The sequence below is a fragment of the Roseivirga sp. AWQ4_251 genome, from assembly GCF_056158225.1.
This window is the reverse complement of sequence record NZ_JBSWSW010000002.1, coordinates 90,756-112,592: the sequence shown is the minus strand read 5'-3', so window position 1 is coordinate 112,592 and position 21,837 is coordinate 90,756. Positions and strand designations below refer to the sequence as shown.

Annotated in this window: 17 protein-coding genes and 1 riboswitch; of the genes, 8 read left to right on the top strand and 9 right to left on the bottom strand. The window is 40.9% G+C overall.

The genetic code is table 11. From position 1 onward, the window contains the following. Positions 1–15: 15 nt before the first annotated feature. The 7 genes from ACXACJ_RS14510 to ACXACJ_RS14480 form a co-directional block, all read right to left on the bottom strand. Complete coding sequence (locus tag ACXACJ_RS14510) at positions 16–1,152, bottom strand: formimidoylglutamase (protein WP_475135186.1); 1,137 nt, start codon at positions 1,150–1,152, stop codon at positions 16–18. A 126-nt stretch (positions 1,153–1,278) separates the two neighbouring features. Next, on the bottom strand, positions 1,279–2,130 hold the full coding sequence (locus ACXACJ_RS14505; RefSeq protein ID WP_475135185.1) for a sugar phosphate isomerase/epimerase family protein: 852 nt from the start codon (positions 2,128–2,130) through the stop codon (positions 1,279–1,281). Positions 2,131–2,238: 108 nt separating this feature from the next. Then, a complete protein-coding gene (locus tag ACXACJ_RS14500; protein WP_475135184.1) occupies positions 2,239–3,183 on the bottom strand; it encodes an SMP-30/gluconolactonase/LRE family protein in 945 nt (314 codons plus the stop codon). A 36-nt stretch (positions 3,184–3,219) separates the two neighbouring features. Beyond that, positions 3,220–5,706: a glycoside hydrolase family 2 TIM barrel-domain containing protein gene (locus ACXACJ_RS14495; protein WP_475135183.1), complete on the bottom strand. Its 2,487-nt coding sequence runs from the start codon at positions 5,704–5,706 to the stop codon at positions 3,220–3,222. A gap of 216 nt (positions 5,707–5,922) precedes the next feature. After that, on the bottom strand, positions 5,923–7,227 hold the full coding sequence (nqrF, locus tag ACXACJ_RS14490) for an NADH:ubiquinone reductase (Na(+)-transporting) subunit F (RefSeq protein WP_475135182.1): 1,305 nt from the start codon (positions 7,225–7,227) through the stop codon (positions 5,923–5,925). 130 nt (positions 7,228–7,357) lie between these two features. Then, entirely contained in the window at positions 7,358–8,632 is a 1,275-nt protein-coding gene (locus tag ACXACJ_RS14485) for a homoserine dehydrogenase (protein WP_475135181.1), read from the bottom strand. Beyond that, positions 8,632–9,684, bottom strand: coding sequence for a homoserine O-acetyltransferase family protein (locus ACXACJ_RS14480; protein WP_475135180.1), 1,053 nt, complete (start codon positions 9,682–9,684; stop codon positions 8,632–8,634). The genes ACXACJ_RS14485 and ACXACJ_RS14480 overlap by 1 nt, the downstream gene beginning before the upstream one ends. A gap of 165 nt (positions 9,685–9,849) precedes the next feature. Continuing rightward, a riboswitch (SAM riboswitch) is annotated at positions 9,850–9,974 on the bottom strand. A 156-nt stretch (positions 9,975–10,130) separates the two neighbouring features. Between ACXACJ_RS14480 and ACXACJ_RS14475 the strand changes: the two genes are divergently transcribed. From ACXACJ_RS14475 to ACXACJ_RS14465, 3 genes are all read left to right on the top strand, one after another. After that, entirely contained in the window at positions 10,131–11,027 is an 897-nt protein-coding gene (locus tag ACXACJ_RS14475; protein WP_475135179.1) for a LysR substrate-binding domain-containing protein, read from the top strand. Between the two features lie 62 nt (positions 11,028–11,089). Further along, positions 11,090–12,268, top strand: a complete 1,179-nt coding sequence (locus tag ACXACJ_RS14470) for a threonine synthase (protein WP_475135178.1) — start codon at positions 11,090–11,092, stop codon at positions 12,266–12,268. Between the two features lie 32 nt (positions 12,269–12,300). Continuing rightward, the gene (locus ACXACJ_RS14465; RefSeq protein ID WP_475135177.1) at positions 12,301–13,221 is read left to right on the top strand and encodes a YeiH family protein; all 921 of its coding nucleotides are present in this window, start codon (positions 12,301–12,303) and stop codon (positions 13,219–13,221) included. Positions 13,222–13,233: 12 nt separating this feature from the next. Here the strand turns inward: ACXACJ_RS14465 and ACXACJ_RS14460 are convergent, their stop codons facing one another. After that, positions 13,234–14,211, bottom strand: coding sequence for a radical SAM protein (locus tag ACXACJ_RS14460; RefSeq protein ID WP_475135176.1), 978 nt, complete (start codon positions 14,209–14,211; stop codon positions 13,234–13,236). A 128-nt stretch (positions 14,212–14,339) separates the two neighbouring features. After that, the gene (gene accD / locus ACXACJ_RS14455) at positions 14,340–15,185 is read right to left on the bottom strand and encodes an acetyl-CoA carboxylase, carboxyltransferase subunit beta (protein WP_475135175.1); all 846 of its coding nucleotides are present in this window, start codon (positions 15,183–15,185) and stop codon (positions 14,340–14,342) included. Positions 15,186–15,410: 225 nt separating this feature from the next. Between accD and ACXACJ_RS14450 the strand changes: the two genes are divergently transcribed. From ACXACJ_RS14450 to ACXACJ_RS14430, 5 genes are read left to right on the top strand one after another with little or no spacing between them, the layout of a single operon-like run. Beyond that, the gene (locus ACXACJ_RS14450) at positions 15,411–17,360 is read left to right on the top strand and encodes a RecQ family ATP-dependent DNA helicase (RefSeq protein ID WP_475135174.1); all 1,950 of its coding nucleotides are present in this window, start codon (positions 15,411–15,413) and stop codon (positions 17,358–17,360) included. Positions 17,361–17,380: 20 nt separating this feature from the next. Then, complete coding sequence (locus ACXACJ_RS14445; RefSeq protein ID WP_475135173.1) at positions 17,381–17,977, top strand: hypothetical protein; 597 nt, start codon at positions 17,381–17,383, stop codon at positions 17,975–17,977. A gap of 12 nt (positions 17,978–17,989) precedes the next feature. Further along, a complete protein-coding gene (locus tag ACXACJ_RS14440; RefSeq protein ID WP_475135172.1) occupies positions 17,990–18,358 on the top strand; it encodes a carboxypeptidase-like regulatory domain-containing protein in 369 nt (122 codons plus the stop codon). Next, a complete protein-coding gene (locus tag ACXACJ_RS14435; RefSeq protein WP_475135171.1) occupies positions 18,348–18,908 on the top strand; it encodes an NUDIX hydrolase in 561 nt (186 codons plus the stop codon). The genes ACXACJ_RS14440 and ACXACJ_RS14435 overlap by 11 nt, the downstream gene beginning before the upstream one ends. Before the next feature lie 49 nt (positions 18,909–18,957). After that, positions 18,958–21,804 carry a FlgD immunoglobulin-like domain containing protein gene (locus tag ACXACJ_RS14430; RefSeq protein WP_475135170.1) on the top strand — a complete coding sequence of 949 codons (2,847 nt, stop codon included), beginning with the start codon at positions 18,958–18,960 and terminating at the stop codon, positions 21,802–21,804. Positions 21,805–21,837 lie beyond the last annotated feature (33 nt).

Genomic DNA, 21,837 nt, shown 5'->3' with positions numbered 1-21,837 from the left:
AAGGGCTTTTATTTTTTATAGCAACTTGACTTGAGCTTTTATCCATCTATCGGGCAATTCTCCATGAGTAGCTTTGGTGTAATCCAGATAACTACAGGGTAAATAGGCCTTTTGACTGTGCCTTTCTCCAAAAGTGACCAACATCCACCATTTGTCTGTCGCTTTACTTTTGTAAAAAGTCAGTGTATCATCTGTTCCTTCTTGAGAAACTACATATTTGGTGTATTCGCCCGATTCAAATCGGCCACTGTCTTTTCTATTGTAGAAGCCTTCAATAAAGTACCAGATCATGGTAGCAACTACTGAAGCCGTTTTGCCATGTTGGTCATCAAAATTTGGGTTGAACTCAGAAATGCTTAGTGAGCTTAATTTTTCATTCATACCTCCATACCAGCAGAGTTGGCAGGCTTCTTCACCAGATAAACCAAAAGGCTGGGCGAAGACATTTCCTGGTGCATCAGAACTTCTGATAGCTGAAATATCGAAGGTCATCATGTTGGCCATGCGCACCAACGGTTCAGACTCCTGAAATTTTTCACGAAGCTCGCCCAAACGCATGGCTTCAAAATATAGTTTATCGAGAATGGTAAGGTGATCTTGGCCTACCAAATAACCTTGGTGGCCTAAATGATTATAACTGAAAAGATAATTGGGAGAGTGGGTCAGCAGCTTTTCTAAGAAAGTATGATGTTCGTCTCCTTCGGGCTCTAAATCTAAAGTTGAATCTACATTGAGCACCGTGATCAATTCGGGCAAAGCTTCATAGGCTCTGAATTGCCCGAAACTTAGATCGTGAGAACCACCAATGAAGATAGGCAATACTTTATGGGCTAATAGAAACTCGCAAACCTCTCTAATTCTATCTTGAGTGTCATCTAGTTTTTCTCCATTATTCAAATCTCCCAAATCCGCAATTCGGTAGGCAGAAGCGCCTTTTTTCAACCTGAAAAGTTTCTCTCTGATCTTTTCAGCACCTTCACTTACACCTTCATTGTCGCTGGCTCCTCTATTTTCAGTAAGGCCCACGAGTGCAATTTCGCATTGGGTGATGTGGAAATTTTCGTCAGAAAGGGATTTGATACTTTTACCAAGGGAGTTGTTGGGTAACGTATCGGGAATGGTAATGGGGGTGAAGAATAGTTTTAGATTCATCCGTTAAATTGAATTGCAAAATAAAGGTAGCCATTTAAGGCAATCCAATAAATGAAATGAATTTAAAAAGAAGGATTATTGGATAAAGGCATCCCGAAGAAGTAATTCGGAATGCCTTTATGAGGTTTAAATATCTAAGCTTTTCATATAAGCTGCGTCATCTTTGGCGCTTTCTATTGGCGTGGTGCCATCATATCGCTCTTGCTCAACAATGAAATAATCCATGCCGTATTCTTTTGCAGATTTTAGAATTGGAGGATAATCGATGATTCCTGTACCTAGAGTACAAGTTGCGTCTCTTTCTGTGGCGTTTTTCATGCGATCCTTCACGTGACCTAGTTTAAAGCGATTGGGATATTTTTTAAACCAAGCTTCAGGTTTTTGGCCAGCAGTTACTACCCAATACATATCCATTTCAAAATCCACTAAATCAGCATCAGTGTTTTGCATGTAAACATCTTGAGGAAGTTCCCCTTCAACAGGAATAAAGCCGTATTCATGGTTGTGGTAGGCAAAACGGATTCCGTTCTTTTTACAGATTTCGCCTTTTTCATTGAAGAGTTCAGCGGTTCTTTTGTATTCATCCAATGAGTTCTGGCTTCTGTAAGGGCAGATTAAGTATTTCATGCCGATCTCTGCTGCCTGCTCTGCTTTTTGCTCAAAGTTGTCGTCAATATTGCAGTGGCTAGCCACAAAGTCTAAACCTAAATCTTCAGTATATTTTTTGAAATCTTTGTTTCCCATGCCCCAGAAAAGCCCTTGTTGGCCTTCATAGCCTTCAATTTGATTATAGCCGAAAGAGGCTACTTGTTTCAATACTCCTTTTGGGTCGGCTGGTAATATATCTCTAAGGGAGTAAAGTTGAAGTCCGAATTTGTTTCCGCTTTCGGTTGCCATTTTACAGGCCGTAGGTAAAACCGCTAAGCCAGCAGCAAAGGCACCACCAAGCTTGAGGAATTCTCTTCTTTTATATGTCATTTTGTTTAAGGTTAATTGGGAATAGTAAGGCTGAATTTAATAAGAATCGTTTGCGAAACGTAAGTTTTCTTCAATTATCGAAATCGATTTAATAGAACTAGAAGCCTTTTAATGTCCGTTATAAAAGTTCGCAGGAACACCTGCTACATCCAAATCAATAGCGAAAACGCCTCCAGTTAAAGGCAATTCTTTAAGTTTTTCTGGGCTTGTCCATGCACGAGCTGTGGTGATGTAGAGGGTTTTTAAATCTTTTCCTCCAAATGCGCATGACGATACATTTTGTGCAGGAACTTCAACCTTTTCCATCAACTCCCCAGTAATTGGGTCAAATCTAGCTACAGCACTTCCTCCCCACAACGCGACCCATAATTTATCTTCAGAATCAATGGTCATTCCATCGGGAGCCCCCATGCCAGAAGGGATTTTAAAGGCAACCCTTCTATTACTGATTTGGCCGGTTTGATTATCGTAATCGAAAGCTTGCACAGACATGGTGGGAGTGTCATTATAGTACATGGTCTTTTTGTCGGCTGTCCATACAATGCCATTGGAAACGGATACGCTGTCTAGCATGGTTGCCATAGAACCATCAATGTCCATTTTGTATAAAGAAGCGCCTTTAACTCGTGAATCCAGAGCCATGCTACCTACCCAAAACCTTCCCGATGGATCGCATTTACCATCGTTAAACCGAATGTTTTCATCAGGCAAAGTATTAGTTACAAAAGTTAATGCTCCGGTGTCAGTATCTATTTTGTGAATGCCATTTTGAAGGGCTACCAAAGCTCCACCTCCTTTAACGGGTACCACAGTTCCTATTCTTTCACCAACGGGAAGAACTCTGTCTTTTCCTGTTTCTGGATCATAGATATGAAGTGCTTTGCCTTCTATATCTATCCAGTAAAGTTTATTTTCAGTAGGATGCCATATGGCACCTTCTCCTAATTCAGCCTTTGCATCCACAATAAGTTTTAGTTCGTGAGAGGCTTCTTTAAGCTTTGGTGCGCAAGTAATGAGCAAAAGAAGAAGGGGGAGTAGGGCTAGATTTTTCAAAATCAAGTTAAATTATGGTGAAAGTTAAAGATAGGTTTACTTTCTTAAATCATCTATCGTTGGAAGTGTGCTCTCTGGTTTTTGAATTTTTATCTCAATCGTGCCATCCTTCAAGCCCTTAGAAGTTACTCTTATCTTTATCGCCCCGGTTTTATCAGTGGCTTGAACAATTGCCAAAGCCAGACCGTTAAAAACGGGCTTGGTATTGCTCTTCATTGACGAGTGTTCAGTTGGGTTGGCGTTATCGAACCCGATCATTTTGCCTGCTCCTTCAATATTGAATTGGACAATATTTTGAGCATTTGGAACTACATGGCCGTTTGAATCTACTACTTCTATTTTAATGTGGGCTACATCAGTTTTGTTGGCATTAAGTGTTTCTGAATCCGAGGAGAGCCTTATGCTAGCTGGTGCTCCTGTAGTGCTGATTTCCTTCTCAAATACCACTTCTCCATTGCGTTTGCCTATTGCCTTGATAGTGCCAGCTTCGTAGGGGACATCCCAAATAAGATGTAAATCGCTAGTGCTGTTGTTTACTTTTGGTCTTTCATACCCATTCCATGAACCTGAATTTCCCTGTCGTGGAAATTCTAGAGATTTCGCTCCATACGATTTTCCATTCACAAACAATTCTACTGTCTCGCAATTGGTGTACACCATTACTGGAATGATTTGTCCTTCATGCCCTTTCCAGTTCCAATGAGGGAAAATATGAATCATGAGCTTTTCTGTCCATTGGCTTTGGTAGAAGTAAAAAGCGTCTTTAGGAAAGCCGTTCATGTCAATAACACCAGAGCTTGAATTTTTGCTGGGCCACCGGGACTCTCCTATATAATCAATCCCTGTCCACATAAAATCTCCAATAACGTAATCGTGGCTCGATACAAATTTCCACAGCTGCTCGGCCCTGATCACCCGTCCTAAATTCGCTGGAACAATGACAGTAGAGTCTACTGAATAGAAATTCCCATCAAAATAGCTTCCTCTAACACCTGGAATAGAGACGCTTTCGGTACCCACCATTTTCCAGTTAGGATGGTCGTGTCTGTCGATACTGTAGAATAATTCTCTTCTTTCGTGCCATCTATCCACATAATTATAGCCTACAATGTCTAACATGTTGAGAAATGGTAATCTTGCAGAACCGCCATCTGCAGCAATATTATCATTGCCAGTAGTGACAGGTCGGGTTGGGTCTAGTTTGTGGAAAGTTTCGATTAAGGGTTGAAGAATTTCATGACCATTTTCCATCTTCTGTTCTCCAATTTCATTGCCAGCACTCCAAAGCACTATAGAAGGATGGTTTCTGTCGCGAAGAATAAAGCTAGTCAAATCATGCTGCGACCATTCTTTGAAATACTTGTTATAGCCAAACTCCACTTTACCTGCAGTCCATTCGTCAAAGGCTTCATCCTGAACCAGAAATCCCATTTGGTCGCATAAGTCCAAAAACTCTGGAGCCATGGGGTTGTGCGAGGTTCGAATAGCGTTTACCCCCATTTCCTTCAATACTTTTAATCTGCGCTCCCAAACGCCAATAGGTACAGCAGCTCCTACACTACCTCCATCATGATGAAGGCAAACGCCATTCATTTTTACCTGCTCACCATTTAATAAAAAGCCTTTGTTTACATCATATTCGATATGTCTTATCCCGAAAGGAGTTTCAGAACTGTCTATTAATTTGCCATTTTCCAATATTTCTGTAACAAGCGTATATAAGTAGGGATTTTCTATCGACCAAAGCGTAGGAGTGGTTACCCCCAGCCTTTGTGATGCTTCAGTGCCTTCGTTTGAAATATTTGTAAGTTGCGTTTCTGCCTCGGCAACTTTTTTCCCCGCAGCATCAAGAATTACAGATTTTAATATGATGTTTTTAGAAACCTGGCTTTGGTTTTCCACTTGTGTTTTAACCGAAACCACTGCCGAAAGCGGGTCCACATAAGGAGTGGTGATATAAGTTCCCCATTGAGCGACATGTATGGGAGCAGCAAAGTTCAGCCAGACATGGCGGTAAATGCCAGAGCCTGAATACCACCTAGAATTTGGTTGTTTGGAGTTGTCTACTCTTACGGAAATGGAGTTTTCTCCAGCTTTAATATAAGGCGTTAAATCGTAGTGAAAACTCATGTAGCCACTGGGGTAGTGCCCTAAATGATGACCATTGATCCAAACATCGCTGTTTTGGTAAATTCCTTCAAATTCGATCCAAATGCTTCTCCCAATTTGTGACTTCGGAATGTCAAAACGTTTCCTATACCAGCCAATCCCTGTGGGTAAATATCCTCCTCGGCCTGTTGTAGGAGCATCTTCAACAAAACCATTTTCAATACTCCAGTCGTGAGGTAAATCCAAAGTTCTCCATTGGCTGTCATCAAATTCAGGATTTTGAGCTTCAGCAACATCCGATTGTAAAAAGCGCCAGTCAAAATCCATAAGCAAATGCTGGCGACCTGTGGAAGTGTTTTTTTGAGCGAAGGCAACATTGCTCAATAGCAGTAGAGATAGAATCAGTTTTTTCATAGTGGCTTATTATATAAAACGTAAAAAATACGTTTATTAAAAATAAACCTTCTGTTTAAAACTTCAAACGTTTGCAGGTATTAGTTGATAGCTGGCAATATGATGTTGTTTTTGGTTAAAATGTTGAAAAAGAATGCTTTGTGATTAAGCTTAATGAGAATGTCATATAATAAAAAAGCCCCATAAAGGGGCTTTAATAAATTATTTAGATGGTGATTATCCTCCGAAATCGTCAAAAGAAACGTTTTCTGGTGGCACACCCCAGTCGTCACACATTTTAATTACTGCGGCATTCATCATTGGAGGGCCACAGAAATAGAATTCAATGTCTTCAGGAGAATCATGCTTGCTCAAGTACTGATCGATTACAGCTTGGTGAACAAATCCTAAGAAACCGTCTCCATCTTTATCATTTACATCTTTCTTCACTTTCCAGTTATCTTCTGGCAATGGCTCAGAAAGAACAAGGTGGAATTGGAAGTTAGGGAACTCTCTCTCGATTTTTTTGAAATCTTCTAAATAGAAAAGCTCTCTTTTAGATCTACCACCGTACCAGTAAGATACTTTTCTTCCAGTTTTTAAAGTATGGAAAAGGTGGAAAAGGTGAGATCTCATAGGCGCCATTCCTGCACCACCACCAATATAAAGCATTTCTGCGTCTGTTGGCTTGATGAAGAATTCACCGTAAGGTCCTGAAATAACTACTTTGTCGCCAGGTTTTCTTGTGAACACATAAGAAGAACAAATACCTGGGTTTACGTCCATCCATTTGTTGTTTGCTCTGTCCCAAGGTGGGGTAGCAATACGGATGTTCAACATAATGATGTTTCCTTCTGCTGGGTGGTTAGCCATTGAATAGGCTCTGAAGATTTCTTCATCGTTCACCATTTTCAAATCCCATAGGTTGAACTTGTCCCAGTCACCTTTGAATTTGTCTGGCCCAGCTGGATCTTCTGGATGTGGCTCAATGTTGATTGTTTTGAAGTCACAAACTACTGCTGGAACATCTACCTGAATGTAACCTCCTGCTTCAAATTCTAAGTGTTCGCCTTCTGGCAATTTCACTACGAATTCTTTGATGAAAGAAGCCACGTTGTAGTTAGAAACCACTTCGCATTCCCATTTCTTAATTCCGAAGATTTCTTCAGGAATTTCGATGCGCATGTCGTTTTTAACTTTTACTTGGCAAGAAAGACGAACGCCTTCTTTTTGTTCGGCACGGCTTAGGTGACCAACCTCTGTAGGTAGTACATCCCCTCCTCCTTCTTTTACGGTACATTTACACATGGCACAAGTACCACCACCACCACAAGCTGATGGCAAGAACACTTTCTGGTTCGATAGAGTCGAAAGAAGTGTGCTTCCTGCTGCGGTTACAATTGGGTTTTTCTCATCACCGTTCACGATGATTTTTACATCGCCAGACTGAACTAGTTTTGATTGTGCATAAAGAAGAATAAGCACAAGCAACAGAATTACAGCCGAGAATGCGACTACTGAAGTGATAATAACTGAAGACATTAATAATCTCTTTTAAATCAACAATTTGAAAGGCCTTAAATCGGCCTTTACTAAGGGCTACAAATATATTGACTAAAGATTAAAATGGAGAAGGTTTCCATAAAAAAACAGAGCTTTTGAATAGCCGTTTTTAAACGCTGATTTTCTCCCTTAATTTTTGGCCTTTTCTTAATTCTTGAATTTCGTTTTCAAGTGCTTTAATATCCAGTTCCTCAGCGAGTTCGCTTTCGTTGTTGAATTGAACTACACTGATTTTTGAATTGTAAATCCACTTTGAGCTTAAGAGTTTGGATAATTTTATTTTACCGATCACATAACTATGGTCAAAACAGAAGTACTTTTCTGACACTACTTCGAACTCGTTCAAGTCGATATCTTCTGGTTTTTCAAAGCTGGCATAAACAGTAACTGTTTTGTCGCTAGTGAAATTTACTTGGCCTTGGTTGTAGTGCTTTTTGTATTCGTATTTGTAATCGTAGCTAAGGGCAGAAATATCAGAAAGCACTGCTGCGCCTGTTGGTAAACTTCCTGCTCCTTTTCCTATGAAAAGTTGGTCGTCACAGAATTCTCCATTCAAGGTTACCGCGTTAAACTCATTGTTGATATTACGCAAATTGTGGTCTTCCTTAATGAATTGCGGGATTACACAGGCAAAAACCTCATTTCCTTTTCTTACAGCCTGAGCGATCAGCTTAATTCTATAGCCATGTTTTCTGGCGAATTCTAAATCGCTTGGCTTCAGGTGATCGATGCCGAGATTCGTTATTTTTTCTGGAGAAACATTAATGCCGAAAGCGTGTGTCAGTAAGATGCTCAACTTAAATTTTGGGTCGAAGCCTTTAACATCTAGTGTAGGATCACTTTCTGCAAAACCTTTTTCTTTGGCTTGTTCCAAAGCTTGATTATAATCCAGCCTTTCTTCGAAAATTTTAGTGAGAATGTAGTTTGTCGAACCATTGAAAATCCCTTTGATTTCGTTTAAAGGCTCATGCCCAAAATACTCTTCCAAAGTTCTAATGATTGGAATACTGCCGCAAACCGCTCCTTCGTACAATACTGCTTTGCCAGTTTTTTCCTGTAGGTCGATTAGGTATTCCAGATTTTCAGCCACCATTTTTTTGTTAGCAGTAACTACGGATTTTCCGTTTTTCAAAGCTGTAGTCACGATTTCAAGGGCAGCTTCAGCATTGTCGATTAGTTCTACCACTACATCAATGCTGCTGTCGTTAAGAATAACATCTTTATCATAAGTGAAAACACCTTCAGGAAGACTGCGCTTTTTGTTTCGGTCTTTCACGCAAATCTTTACGATTTCGCCTGAAAAGTTTTTCGAATTATTGATGGTTTGATAAAGGCCTTGCCCAACACAACCGAAGCCGAAAAGGCCAATTTTAATCGCTTTCATTATATAAGGAATGTTTTAAGTGCTTGAGTGATTTTTTGAGTTTCAATTAAGAATCCATCGTGTCCGTAGTCGGAGTTGATGATTTCCAGTTTGGCGTTTGGAAGGTGATCTGCCAAATATTTTTGGTCTTCAACAGGAAATAATAAGTCGCCTTCTATGCCCATTACTAAGGTTTTGGCTTTGATTTGCTGAAGGGCTTCCGCTCCACCTTTGCGATTTCTGCCCACATTATGGCTGTCCATAGCTTTTCCAAGAACATAATAACTGCGTGCATCAAAGCGATTGCTCAGCTTTAAGCCCTGGTACCTCTGGTAGCTTTCCGCTCTATAATCATCCAACGAATCGTCATCATCTTGCTGTGTTTGGTTGAATGCCGTAGGTGTTCTGTAAGAAAGCAAAGCCATGGCTCTGGCGGCCTCCATACCTTTTTTTCCTCCATTTACAGATTTTGAATAGAAAGAAGGATCCGCTTCCAAGGCCATGCGCTGGGCCGCTCGAATGGCTTTGCCCCAAGGGGAACTTTGTGCAGCCGTAGCAATTACAAATAACTTGTCGAAAACATCTTCTTGAATAGCCCATTCAATGATTTGCTGGCCGCCCATTGAACCGCCTATGCCTAAGGCAATTCGATCAATTTCTAAATGTTCTTTTAGCAACTGATGCGCTTTTACCATATCGCGAATAGTAAGGTTTGGGAATTCTGCTCCATAGCGATATCCTGTTTCTGGATTGAAATCCCTTGGTCCTGTGCTGCCGTAGCAAGAGCCTAAAATGTTTGCACAAACAATGAAATGTTCTTTCGGATTGAAAAGGTCGTTTTCGCCAATTAAACCAGGCCACCATTGTTGAGGGTGGGCATTGGCAGTTAAGGCATGGCAAACCCAAATTACATTGTCTTTTGCTTCGTTTAGCTTACCGTAAGTCTGGTAAGCAATTCTGATTTCCGGCAAGTAACCACCGCTTTCAAGCTGAAAAACTTGATCAGAATAATAATATTGAAGGTTTTCAGATGCAGGCGTAGTGCTGTATATAGGCGAAAATGTTGAATTCATTTTTCGGAAATTATACTTGAGAAAAGGGAATAGGGGATTTGCGAAAGAGCTTAAAGGCCAATTCGAACAATAGCAAATACAAATGGATTTGACTGATTGATTTGTGAGGTTGAAACCTCAACAGGGCATGAGCCCGAAGCGCTTATTGAATTGATCATTACTTTCAATTTATATTCACCCGAATGTCACTTGACATCCATTTGGGTTCAGGAATTAGCACCTTTTCCGTATGTGTCGGAGTGGTTGCTAGCGCTTCATAGAGCCTGTCTCTCCACGCTTCTTTATAAATCGCTTCCCGATTTCGGCTGACACCGTTCAGGAATACTCGACTTGTGACTGCAAACGTACAAGCCCTTTTCTGGATTTCAAAATGGAAGATTGAAAATTATTGGTCTCAGTAACTGTGAAACTATTAAGCATTTTGACTAATACACTAACTTGCCTGCATGTTATCCATTTCTCACGAAGTTTTTTATGAAGTGGCTTGCCATTTAAGCTTTTCAAAGGCGGCCGAAGTTCTTTGCATTTCGCAGCCTGCTGTAAGTAAGCAGATTAAAAAGCTCGAAGGTGAATTGGGAGTGTCTCTTTTTCAAAGGAAGGGGAGCGTTATTTCTTTGACGCCTCAAGGCGAGAAAATGCTCAATTACTTGCGCGAAGCCAAACACATTCAGAAGCGGATGGAGTCAGATATCGACATTGTTAAAAGTCAATTGACGGCAAAAGGCGACCTCAAAATTGGAGCGAGTACTACGCTTTCGCTTTATGTTTTGCCCAAAGTGCTTTCTTCCTTCCGGAAGAAATGGCCTATGATCAAGATCACACTGGTAAATCGTAATACCGAGAATGTATTGAAAGCGCTAGCCAGCGAAGAAATTGACTTGGCTGTGGTAGAAGATAAATTTGAAGCCAACGGCTTGCATTACGATTTCTTTATGGATGACAGAATTATTCCTGTTTCTTCCAGTCACAGCCCTTATGTGGGCAGAGAAGTGCCGATAGAAGAATTAAGGGAAATTCCTTTGGCGATGCGTGAAGTTGGCTCTGGAACGCTTTCGGCACTTTCCCGAGAAATAGCAAAACGAAACCTTAGATCGGCCGATTTGAACATTATTGCGCGCTTGGGAGGAACAGAAGTACTAAAGAACTTTTTGATTGAAGATTCAGCAATTGGCTTTCTTTCGCCTTTGGCTATTAAAAGAGAATTGGCTTTAGGCTTACTAAAGGAAGTAAATATCCCTGATTTGAACATAGAAAGAACCTTCAATTTCGTGACCAGAACAGGAGAAACTCTACCTGATACCGTGCGCGCTTTTGTGAAAGAAGCTCGATTATTGTATAACTAAAGGTTATATTTGGTTACTCTTATTCATTTGTTTGGTTATGAAGTGCGCAGCAAATTTGTGTCATGAACTTCACCGAAACAATTACTTCTCATGCCACTCATTTAGAGTGCTCCAATTGCAAGAAACAATACAGTCTTCATCAGCTTCAAACTTTTGCGACTTGCTGCAATAAGCCTTTGGTGGTTCAGTACGGTAAACCCGATTCGTTTTCTCCTACTGATTTGTCAGGGAGGCCATCTAGCATGTGGCGCTACAGGGAAATGTTGCCGGTTTTTGATCCAGAAAATATTGTTTCTCTAGGCGAAGGCTTCACCCCAATTTTGACACTTAACAAACTCGCTTCAAAACTAGGATTGAACAGTTTGCAGATGAAAGATGAATCGTTAAACCCGACAGGTTCATTCAAAGCAAGAGGTTTGAGCATGGCCATTTCGAAGGCGAAAGAATTGGGTGTTGAACGTTGCGTTGTTCCAACGGCTGGCAATGCGGGCGGAGCAATGAGCGCTTATTGTGCATCGGCTGGTATAAAAGCAACGGTGATTATGCCGAGTTACACGCCAAAAATATTTCAGCAAGAATGTGAGTATTATGGAACCGAACTCATTTTGGTGGATGGTTTAATCAATCAATGCGGAGCACTTTCTGTACAAATTGAAAAGGAGCAAGGCGCTTTTAATATCTCTACGCTTAAAGAACCTTATCGATTGGAAGGTAAAAAAACGATGGGATATGAAATTGCCGAGCAGCTTGATTGGCAATTGCCCGATGTAATTCTTTACCCTACTGGTGGAGGAACCGGCCTTTTAGGGATTTGGAAAGCTTTCCATGAAATGATCGAGCTCGGCTGGTTGAGCCCAACAGTTAAATTACCGAGAATGATTGTGGTTCAGGCTGAAAATTGTTCTCCGGTAGTGGATTCATTACAAGGAATTCAGAAGGAACTTTCGGAATATAAAGGCTCTATAGCCAATGGTTTGGCAGTTCCCGTGGCTTTTGGGCAGGATATGATTCATCGAGTTGTCAAAGAATCAAAGGGCACTTCTGTTAGGGTTTCAGAACAAGCCATGATGGAAGGAGTGAAAGAAATTGCGAAGCAAGAAGGTGTGTTGGTAGCGCCTGAGGGTGCTGCATTGTGGAAGGCCTTAGAGCAATTGGTTGCAGATGAAATCGTGTCACCATCTGAAAAAATATTGATGATCAATACGGGAAGCGGGTATAAATATTTGGAAAACCTGATTTAGAAGGAGTCTCTTCATTCAATAAATAATTTGTTATGCAGACGTTTAAAAAATGCCTATTTATAGGCCTGGCAGCGTATTGCCTTTTCTTTGCTGTCAATGTTCCCTTGGCATTGCTTATGGGCTTTGGGTTTCGGAATCTCATCGGTGATCATGGTTTTACTCAAGTGGCTAAATGGAACAAATATTTGCTGCAGATCGCAGTAGTTACTTTGGCTTTTGGTATCGATGTGAATACAGCCATTTCAGCAGGTTCTGAAGGGTTTTCCATTACTGCGCTTTCTGTCTTTGCGGTGTTGGGCTTAGGTTTTGTGATTACGCGTTGGTTTCATTTGGAAAAGAAACTCAGTTTACTGATTTCTTCGGGAACCGCCATTTGTGGAGGTAGCGCTATCGCTTCAATGGCACCAATTGTCAATGCTTCCGACCGTCAAATCTCTTCAGCTTTAGCGGTGGTTTTTCTGTTGAATGCGCTCGCAGTTTTCATTTTTCCTGAACTGGGGACATTGCTACATATGAGCCAACATCAGTTTGGTTTATGGTGTGCAGTTGCCATACACGATACTAGCTCTGTAGTTGGTGCAGCAGCTCAATTTGGGCAAGAAGCATTGGAACTGGCTACTGTGGCAAAGTTGGTTCGCATGCTTTGGATTTTGCCCCTAATGCTTGTTTTGGTGGTTTTTGGTAAGGAAAGAAAGAAAATTAGTTTCCCCTGGTTCGTGCTGATTTTCTGCCTCGTACTATTTGCGTCAACTTGGTTTTCAATTCCCGCTGAAATTTCTAAAGGCATTTTCAGGTGGTCTAAACCTTTGATGGCTCTAGTTCTTTTCCTGATGGGGAGTTCATTAACCTTTTCCGAGTTTAAGAAAGTTGGGCATAAGCCATTGGTTTTTGGCGTTGTACTCTGGGTTTTTATTGGCGTGAGTTCCGCTTGTGCAATTTTAGCCTTCTATTGAAAGAAATGAGATTTAGAAAAGCTGTTTCCAAGTACCTTTTATGCGGTTATACTTCAATGTGCTCGGAAGCGCTTTCCACCAATATTTATTCATTTCAACTGCAAAACTAGGCTGCATATAACAATTGATTGTGCAGCCTTCGCATTCGGGATGTTTGCCTTCAAGTGCAACCAGTTTTTGCACCTTTTCTGACGTATAAATCTCATGCAGATTGTCTTGAATGGGGATAGATTCCAAACCTAGATGGTAGCAAGGCAACACGAGTTCGTTTTGGGGAGAAATAACAATGGTTGAAGAACTGGCCTTGCAAACAGGTTTTTGAATGTGGTTTCCGCCATCTTTTCTCAAAGCAAGAAAGCCTTCGTTCAAATAGACTCCTTTCTGTTTTGCCCAGAAATGTAAAGTGTTTAAAGTTTCGGAAGAAAGCTTTTCGCCAGAGGTAACATTATTATATTCAAAAACCGGATTGAGAATTAAAACCAAACCATTAAGCTGAGATATTTGCTGGTAAACCTTTTCAATTTCCTCGACATTTTCTTCGAAGACTGTCATCAAAATATCCGGTCTTTCTCCTAGGTTTTTGGCTACCTGAATTGATTGCATTACTGCATCGAAACAAGCCACACCCCGTGCTGAATCATGCTTTTCGGCAGAGGCATAATCCAGAGAAAAATGAAGCATATCCACCAATCCTCTTAAAGATTCAGCCCTTTTGGGGTAAAGAAGACCGTTTGTGGTTACCGTTGTGATAAACCCCATGGATTTCGCAAGAGCGAGAATTTTGTCTAATTCTCTGTGCAGTAATGGTTCGCCACCTGTAAAATCAATAACCTTAACGCCAAGTTTTTTAAGGTCTCGAAAGTTTTGTTCGGCTTGATCAAGGGTTACATAAGGCGAGGGCTTTTCCCAAATGTCGCAAAAGCTGCAAGTGGCATTGCACCTGTAGGTGACATAATAATTGCATAGAATGGGGTGGAAAATCAGCCGCATGGGCTAAAGATAGCTAACTCTTAGAGATCGCTTGATGGATCATTTCAAGCTTTTCTCTGTTTTGGAAATAAGTTTAGCAAAAATAAAGGCCGTCTTAAATTTTAAGACGGCCTCAAATATTTTACGATTTAGCCTTGTTCAAGCATATGTAGCAATGTGGTCAGCTGCTTTTTCAAGTCTCTTCTGTCCACAATAAAATCTAGGAAGCCATGATCCAGAACAAATTCTGCACTTTGAAAACCTTTTGGTAAGTCTTTTCCTACGGTGTCTCTGATTACACGAGGGCCGGCAAAACCAATCAAAGCGCCTGGCTCTGAAATATTGAAATCACCTAACATAGCATAAGATGCCGTAACACCACCTGTAGTTGGGTCGGTTAAAAGCGAAACGTAAGGGATTTTAGCTTCGGCTAAGAGCGCCAATTTTGCTGAAGTTTTGGCCATTTGCATCAGAGAATAACCCGCTTCCATCATTCTGGCTCCACCTGATTTCGAAATCATCAAAAATGGAGTTTTGGTTTCAAGTGCGTAGTCAATCGCTCTAGCAATTTTTTCACCCACAACAGATCCCATAGAACCACCAATGAAAGCGAAATCCATACAGCAAACTACCAAATCAAGACCATTCATTTTGCCATAAGCAGAACGAGCAGCATCTTTCAGCTGGGTCTTTTCTTGAGTAGCAGCAATTCTCTTTGGATAAGGCTTGCTATCAGAAAATTTCAATGGATCACCAGACGACATATTCTCGTCTAACTCAGTGAATTTATTTTTATCGAAAAGAATTTCGAAATATTCTTTAGAACCGATCCGTACGTGAAAACCATCTTCTGGGCTCACATACGCATTATTTTTAAGCTCTCTGGTGTGAACAATTTTACCTGTTGGGGTCTTAAACCATAAACCGTCAGGTGCATCTTTTTTTTGTTCCGTTGGGGTTGTAATCCCCTTTACCTTTCTCTCAAACCAAGACATATGTTCGTTTTAAGCTTGAATTTTTACATGAAACAGGAGGCAAAAATAGGCTAAAACTTCTTAGCCCCCAATATTAATTGCAGGAATAAACCTTGAGTTCAAAAAACTCAAAATCTAAACAAGTAAACACAATGGTCGATGCGCGGTTAATGTAATTCCTTAAACTCAAATTCCGCTCAGTTAGTTTTCGCCAATCCATTCAATTAATCTTTATCTTCACCCAAAATGACCGAACCGCTTCACATACTGAAGAAATATTGGGGCTATAATGCGTTTAGGCCTTTGCAAGAAGATATTATTAAAGCTTCGCTGGAAGGTTTTGATGTATTGGCCTTGTTGCCTACTGGCGGTGGAAAGTCCATTTGTTTTCAGGTTCCAGCTTTGGTAAAAGAAGGTTTGTGCGTAGTGGTTTCTCCTTTGATCGCTTTGATGAAAGATCAGGTGTATCAATTGAAGAAAAGGGGAATTTCTGCCGAAGCGCTTCATGCAGGTATGTCGAAACGGGAAATTGACATTGCCTTAGACAACTGCGTGAATTCGGAGGTCAAGTTTCTATACCTTTCTCCTGAAAGGTTGAAAACGGAGATTTTTATTGAACGCATAAAAATCGTTCACAACACAAGAAGGGTAAACCTGATTGCGGTGGATGAAGCCCATTGTATTTCTCAATGGGGTTACGATTTTCGGCCTGCTTATTTGGATATAGCGAATGTGCGCGAAATTCTTCCCGATGTTCCTGTAATGGCACTTACGGCCACCGCAACGCTTAAGGTAAAAGAAGATATTCAGGAGAAGCTAAAATTTGGAAATAGAAAGGTGTTCACCAAAAGCTTTGCCCGCGATAATCTTTCTTATTCTGTACGTTTTGAAGAGCATAAGGAACGGAAGCTTTTAGAAATCCTGAATAGAATTCAAGGGTCGGCTGTTGTGTATGTAAATACCAGAAGGCATGCGAAAGAAGTTGCTCATATGCTTCAAAAGCAGCACATTCAGGCAGATTTCTACCACGCAGGCCTTAGCCATGAAGAACGAAATCAGAAGCAAGAAAACTGGATTCATAGCCGTACACGGGTGATTGTTTCTACCAATGCCTTCGGAATGGGAATCGATAAACCTGACGTTCGGGTGGTAATTCACATGGATTTGCCAGGCAATCTTGAAGCTTATTATCAGGAAGCTGGAAGAGCGGGCAGGGACGAGAAAAAAGCTTTTGGCGTTATCATTTGTCACCAACGAGATATCGAAGAATTGCGCGAACGGACTAAGCAGTCTTTGCCAGAAATAAAGCTTGTTCGAGAGGTTTACCAAATGCTGGGGAATTATTACCAATTGGCAAACGGAAGTCATCCTCAAGAAAGTTTGGATTTCGATTTTCAGGATTTCTCGAAGCGTTTTGACAGACATCCAATTGAAATTTTCAACGGCATAAAAGTGCTCGAATCTCAAGGCGCGATACTTTTAAGTGAGTCGTTTTTTCAGCCTTCTCGCATTATGTTTAAGCTGAATCACCGGCAGATGTACGAGTTTCAGATTGCCAATGCCCGTTTCGATCCTGTGATCAAAGCTATTTTAAGATTGGTTGGTGGTGAGGTTTATAATAGTCCTTCCATAATTCAAGAAAATAACTTGGCTGCTCTGTTGGGGACAACCATAGAGGCTCTGCGAATGGCCTTAACACATCTTCACGAAAGAGATGTTTTGGAGTATTTGCCTAGAAAAGATCAGCCTCAGCTTTCTTTTCTGAAACCAAAAACTTCGGCCGATAAACTTCAGTTAGACGAACATCAAATCGAATCGCGCAGAAGGCTGATTTTAGCGAAAATGGAATCGGTGATTGCGTATTTACACAATGAAGATCGATGTAGAACCCAGCAATTGCTCGAATATTTTGGGGAAGTAAATTACAATAGGTGTGGTGTTTGCGACAATTGTTTGGCCGAAAAGCGAAAGGAAGAAGAGGCGGAACTTCGACAGAAATATGAAAAGCAGATTTTGGAATTAACCGATGGCGAGCAGAGTTACGATGTGGAACAAATGGTGAATATTTTAATGCCCAAACAGAAGGCTTTATTCAATTTGCTCGTTTCAGAAATGATTGATCATGGTGTGCTGCGTTTTGATGATTTCGGTAAAATAAGGCGAAGCAAATCGGGCAATTCATCGCAACACCTTTAGTTTTAAGATTTAAATAACCTATGAGTTTTTTTGACGATGTATTCAATAAGTTGTTCAACCGAAAAGGGAACACGCCTTCAGAGTTGATTCACGAACCCTTAGTTCGTTCTGAAAAGGAGAAGACAGAATACAAAGCTTGGTTTAATTCACCGGAACATCAGCAGCTCAGCCGAGAGGTTTATAACGCGTATCATCTTAAAAAGCGAGGTATCGCGACTCAGTTGGGTGTGCATGTGTTGGAAACCAAATATGCGAACGGTTTTGCGATTAGCTGCGGAACAGCAGATGCGGAGCCAATCCACCTCAGAAATTTGTTTGACTCTTTCAAAGATGCAGTTCTGAAGCTGGACTATAAACTGGCGCAAAAGGACAGGCGCATCATGGACAAGTCTACTTACGAAGAAACCATTGAAAAATGGTATTTGAAGCCAAGGGCAAAAGCCGTTGAAAAAAATAAATCTAACCAACTTTATGGCAATATTTTGATAGAATACGTATTGATCGATCGAAAGCCCAGTTACATAAAATTGTCGGCCAATGTCTATCAAGATCGTTTATATTCAGAGGCCTTGCCATTTGATGGATTACTGGAAAAACTATTTGAAAAAGAACTATAAATTAATTTCTACATGAAAGCACTAACTCTTGCGTTCTCAATTTTCTTTGCGGGTCTTTTTGGAGCTGCAACACCCGATGCTCAGATTTTCAACACCAAACTCAAAATCACTGTGATTGATGAGCTAGGAAATATTGTTGAAGGAGCCGAGGTGACTTTATATGGTAACCAAGCCAATTATAATGCGGAGAAAAACCCAGTTCAGAAAGCTGAAAAAACGAATAATAAGGGACAAGTAACCTTCAAAAAGTTGGAGCCAAAATCTTACTATGTAATTGTAAGAAAAGGTGATAAAGACAATTCAGGAGGAGGAGAGATTGTTTCTAAATTGGAAAAAGGAAAAATCAATAAAGCTAATATTGTAATTACAGATGGTATCTGAGCTACGGCAACAACTCACTTCAGAAATAGAAAATTATAAAACGGGGTACGAAACGGAATTGGGTTTCGTACCCCGTTTTCTTCATTTACTTAAAACCTACCCAAATTGCTTCGAGCGATCTTTGCTTTTGGGGCACATTACGGCCTCGGCTTGGATCCTCAACCATGAGAAAGATGCGGTTTTACTGCTTCATCACGCCAAACTTAATAAATGGCTTCAGCCAGGTGGCCATGCCGATGGAGATGAAGATGTAAGAGCGGTGGCTTTAAAAGAAGCTGAAGAAGAAACGGGTATTACAGGTTTTGAAATGGCAAATGATCAAATTTTTGACCTCGATATTCACACCATTCCTGAAAGAAAGGGCGTTCCAGAACATGAGCATTTTGATGTTCGGTTTATGCTTATTGCTCCGAAAGGCGCCAAAGTAGAAATCAATCACGAATCGAATGCTATGGAATGGGTTCCTCTTCAACAAATAGAAGAAAGGGTTGCTCACGAGCCATCTTTGCTTCGTATGTATGCTAAAATTGGTGAAAAACTGAACGATTAGAACTCTTAAAATCACCGAAATTAGCTGACTACCACTATATTTAACCTCAATGAGCTGGAAGAAGAAGTATAATTTACCGATAGTTGTTTTTGTATGGATTGGTTTGGCGGGCACTTGGGCCATTTGGGGGCCGGCCTTTCAAAGTGAGAAGGTAGTTGATCCGCCAAGTGCTCGTTCCGAAATCTTTTCCAGAGAGAACGTTCAGCAGAGGAGCGAATACATTCACCAGATTTTGGCCAATCCAAAAACCGATGAAATTCCAGCGGATATCCATGAAATGGAAATGAAGTTCGCGAAAGAACTGAGGTATAAAAACGATCAGCTTTTTCTGAAAATGCAAAAGGCAGAAGGTAGTGAATCTGCTCAAGAAACAGCATTGAATTGGACTGCCTTGGGTCCCAAAAATATAGGTGGCAGAACCAGAGCGGTAGCTTTCGATATCAGTAATGAAAATGTAATTCTGGCCGCTGGAGTTACAGGAGGCGTTTGGCGTTCCGAAGATGGAGGCCAAAGTTGGACAAAAACTACAGACCCCGAGCAACTTCATAGCGTAACTTGTATTGTTCAAGACATAAGGCCGGGCAAGCAAAACATTTGGTACTACGGAACTGGTGAGTTGGTTGGTAATTCAGCAAGAGCTACTGGTGCTCCATTCCGCGGAGACGGTATTTATAAATCTACAAATGGTGGACGTTCTTGGGAGCCTCTGGCTTCTACTCAAGTAAACGAACCTGCGAATTTCTCTTCTCCATTCATGTATGTTTGGGATATTGAGGTGAACCCTCAAAGCAGCAACGATGAAGTTATTGCGGCTATTTTTGGTGGAGTTGTAAGGTCTACCGATGGCGGACAATCTTGGAACACAGTGCTCGGTCAGGATTTAATCAATCAGCCAGAAGGAACCGATTTAAACGAAGTCGTTTCAATCTTCTACACCGATGTTTATCGAGCTGCTGACAATACGTTTTACGCTTCTTTGAGTAATGTGACCAACGATGCTCAAGTTTTAGCTAAGAATGCGGGTATTTATAAATCAACAGATGGTGGTGTTACTTGGCAGAATAAAAATGGACTTTCAAACTTGCCTTTCAGAAGAACAGAGTTTGGATCTTCTGCTGCCAATCCAAATATCGTTTATTCCATTACCGATGCAGAAAGTGGTTATATGCTGAAGAAGTACAATGCCATTTCTGATGATTTCACCGACTTGAGCAATAATATTCCTGACGGTTCCGATGAAGAGGAAGAAATCGAAGAATTCGATTCTCAGGGCTCTTACGATTTATTTGTTGCGGTTCATCCGGCAGATCCTGATGTGGTTTTTTTAGGAGGAACCAACTTATATCGCTCTACGGATGGTTTCAGTTCAAAAGGAAATACGAGTTGGATTGGAGGTTATAATCCAAGCAATGATGGTGGTTCAATATACCCGAATCATCATCCCGACCAGCACGATTTAATTTTTCTTCCTTCAGACCCAAATGTGATGATTTCTGCAAATGATGGTGGACTTCATAAAACAGTTGATAATCTGGCTGATGAAGTGGTTTACGAACCTTTGAACAACGGTTATGTAACCACTCAATATTACACGGTGAGCATAAGTCAATCGCCAAATGATGAATTTGCTTTTGGCGGCCTTCAGGATAATGGAAGCATTCTTTCTCCTTTCGATGGTTCAAATATCGGTTTGCCCATTATTAATGGCGATGGCGGTTTTACTGCTTCTACTCGATTCGGGATTTACTACTACATGTCTTTCCAAAATGGGCAGGTATACCGACTGACATTCAATAAGAATATTGAACTTACTTCCTTTGCTAGGGTAGATCCTGTAGGTGCAGGAGCGGACCCAACGCAGCCAGTACTTTTTGTGAATCCATATGTACTCGACCCGAACAATGGAAACCGAATGTATTATACAGGGGGAGATTTTATTTGGAGAAATAAAAACCTAAGCCAAATTCCTGCAGGTTCGCAGAATAAAACCAGTGTGAATTGGGATCGCCTAACCAGAACAGAAGTTTTAACAGGGTCAATTTCTGCATTGGATATTTCTTCCGATCAAGCAAATATTCTTTTCTATGGTACTTCTATCGGAGAGTTGTTCAGAGTGGACAATGTGCATTCTGATGAATATTTAGTGACCAATGTTTCTTCTCCTTTGTTCCCGACCAATGGCTACATTAACTCCATTTCTATCAATCCTACAGACGCAAACGAAGTGGTTGTTGTGTTTTCTAACTACCAAGTTTTGAGCGTTTTTCATAGCACAGATGGTGGTCAGAATTTCGAAAATGTTTCTGGGAATTTAGAAGAAAACCCAGATGGTTCAGGTAATGGGCCTTCGGTTCGTTGGGTAGAAGTGGTGCCAAAATCAGATGGTTCAACGGAATACTTTGTGGCCACAAGTATTGGTCTTTATTCTGCCAAAACATTAAATGGAGAAAATACACTTTGGATTGAAGAAGGTAAACAGACTATCGGCAATGTGCCAGTGAATATGTTGGATTATAGAAGATCGGACGGAAAAGTTGTGGCCGCTACTCATGGAACAGGCCTTTTTCTTAGTCAGATTCAAGATGTTGAGCCATATCCTGATTTAAATAGCGAAACAAAATTGGTGGTAGGTAACGCCTTCCCAAATCCGTTTTCAGATGAAATCGCGATCAGCTTTAATGTGCCTGAAACCGATTATGTTCGGGTTCGGGTTTACGACATGAATGGTAGCATTGTGAAAACCATTGCTCTAGGTTTGGCCTTCAAAGGCGAAAACGAAATTTTCTGGGATGGTACCAATACGCAAGATCAGCTTGTGAGTTCGGGCGTGTATCTAATCAGGCTTGAATACAAAGGCGAAATTACGGCTCAGCGAATCATTTATACCAAGCGTTAAATCTTTCACTTACAGTATTAGGCTTGTATCTTT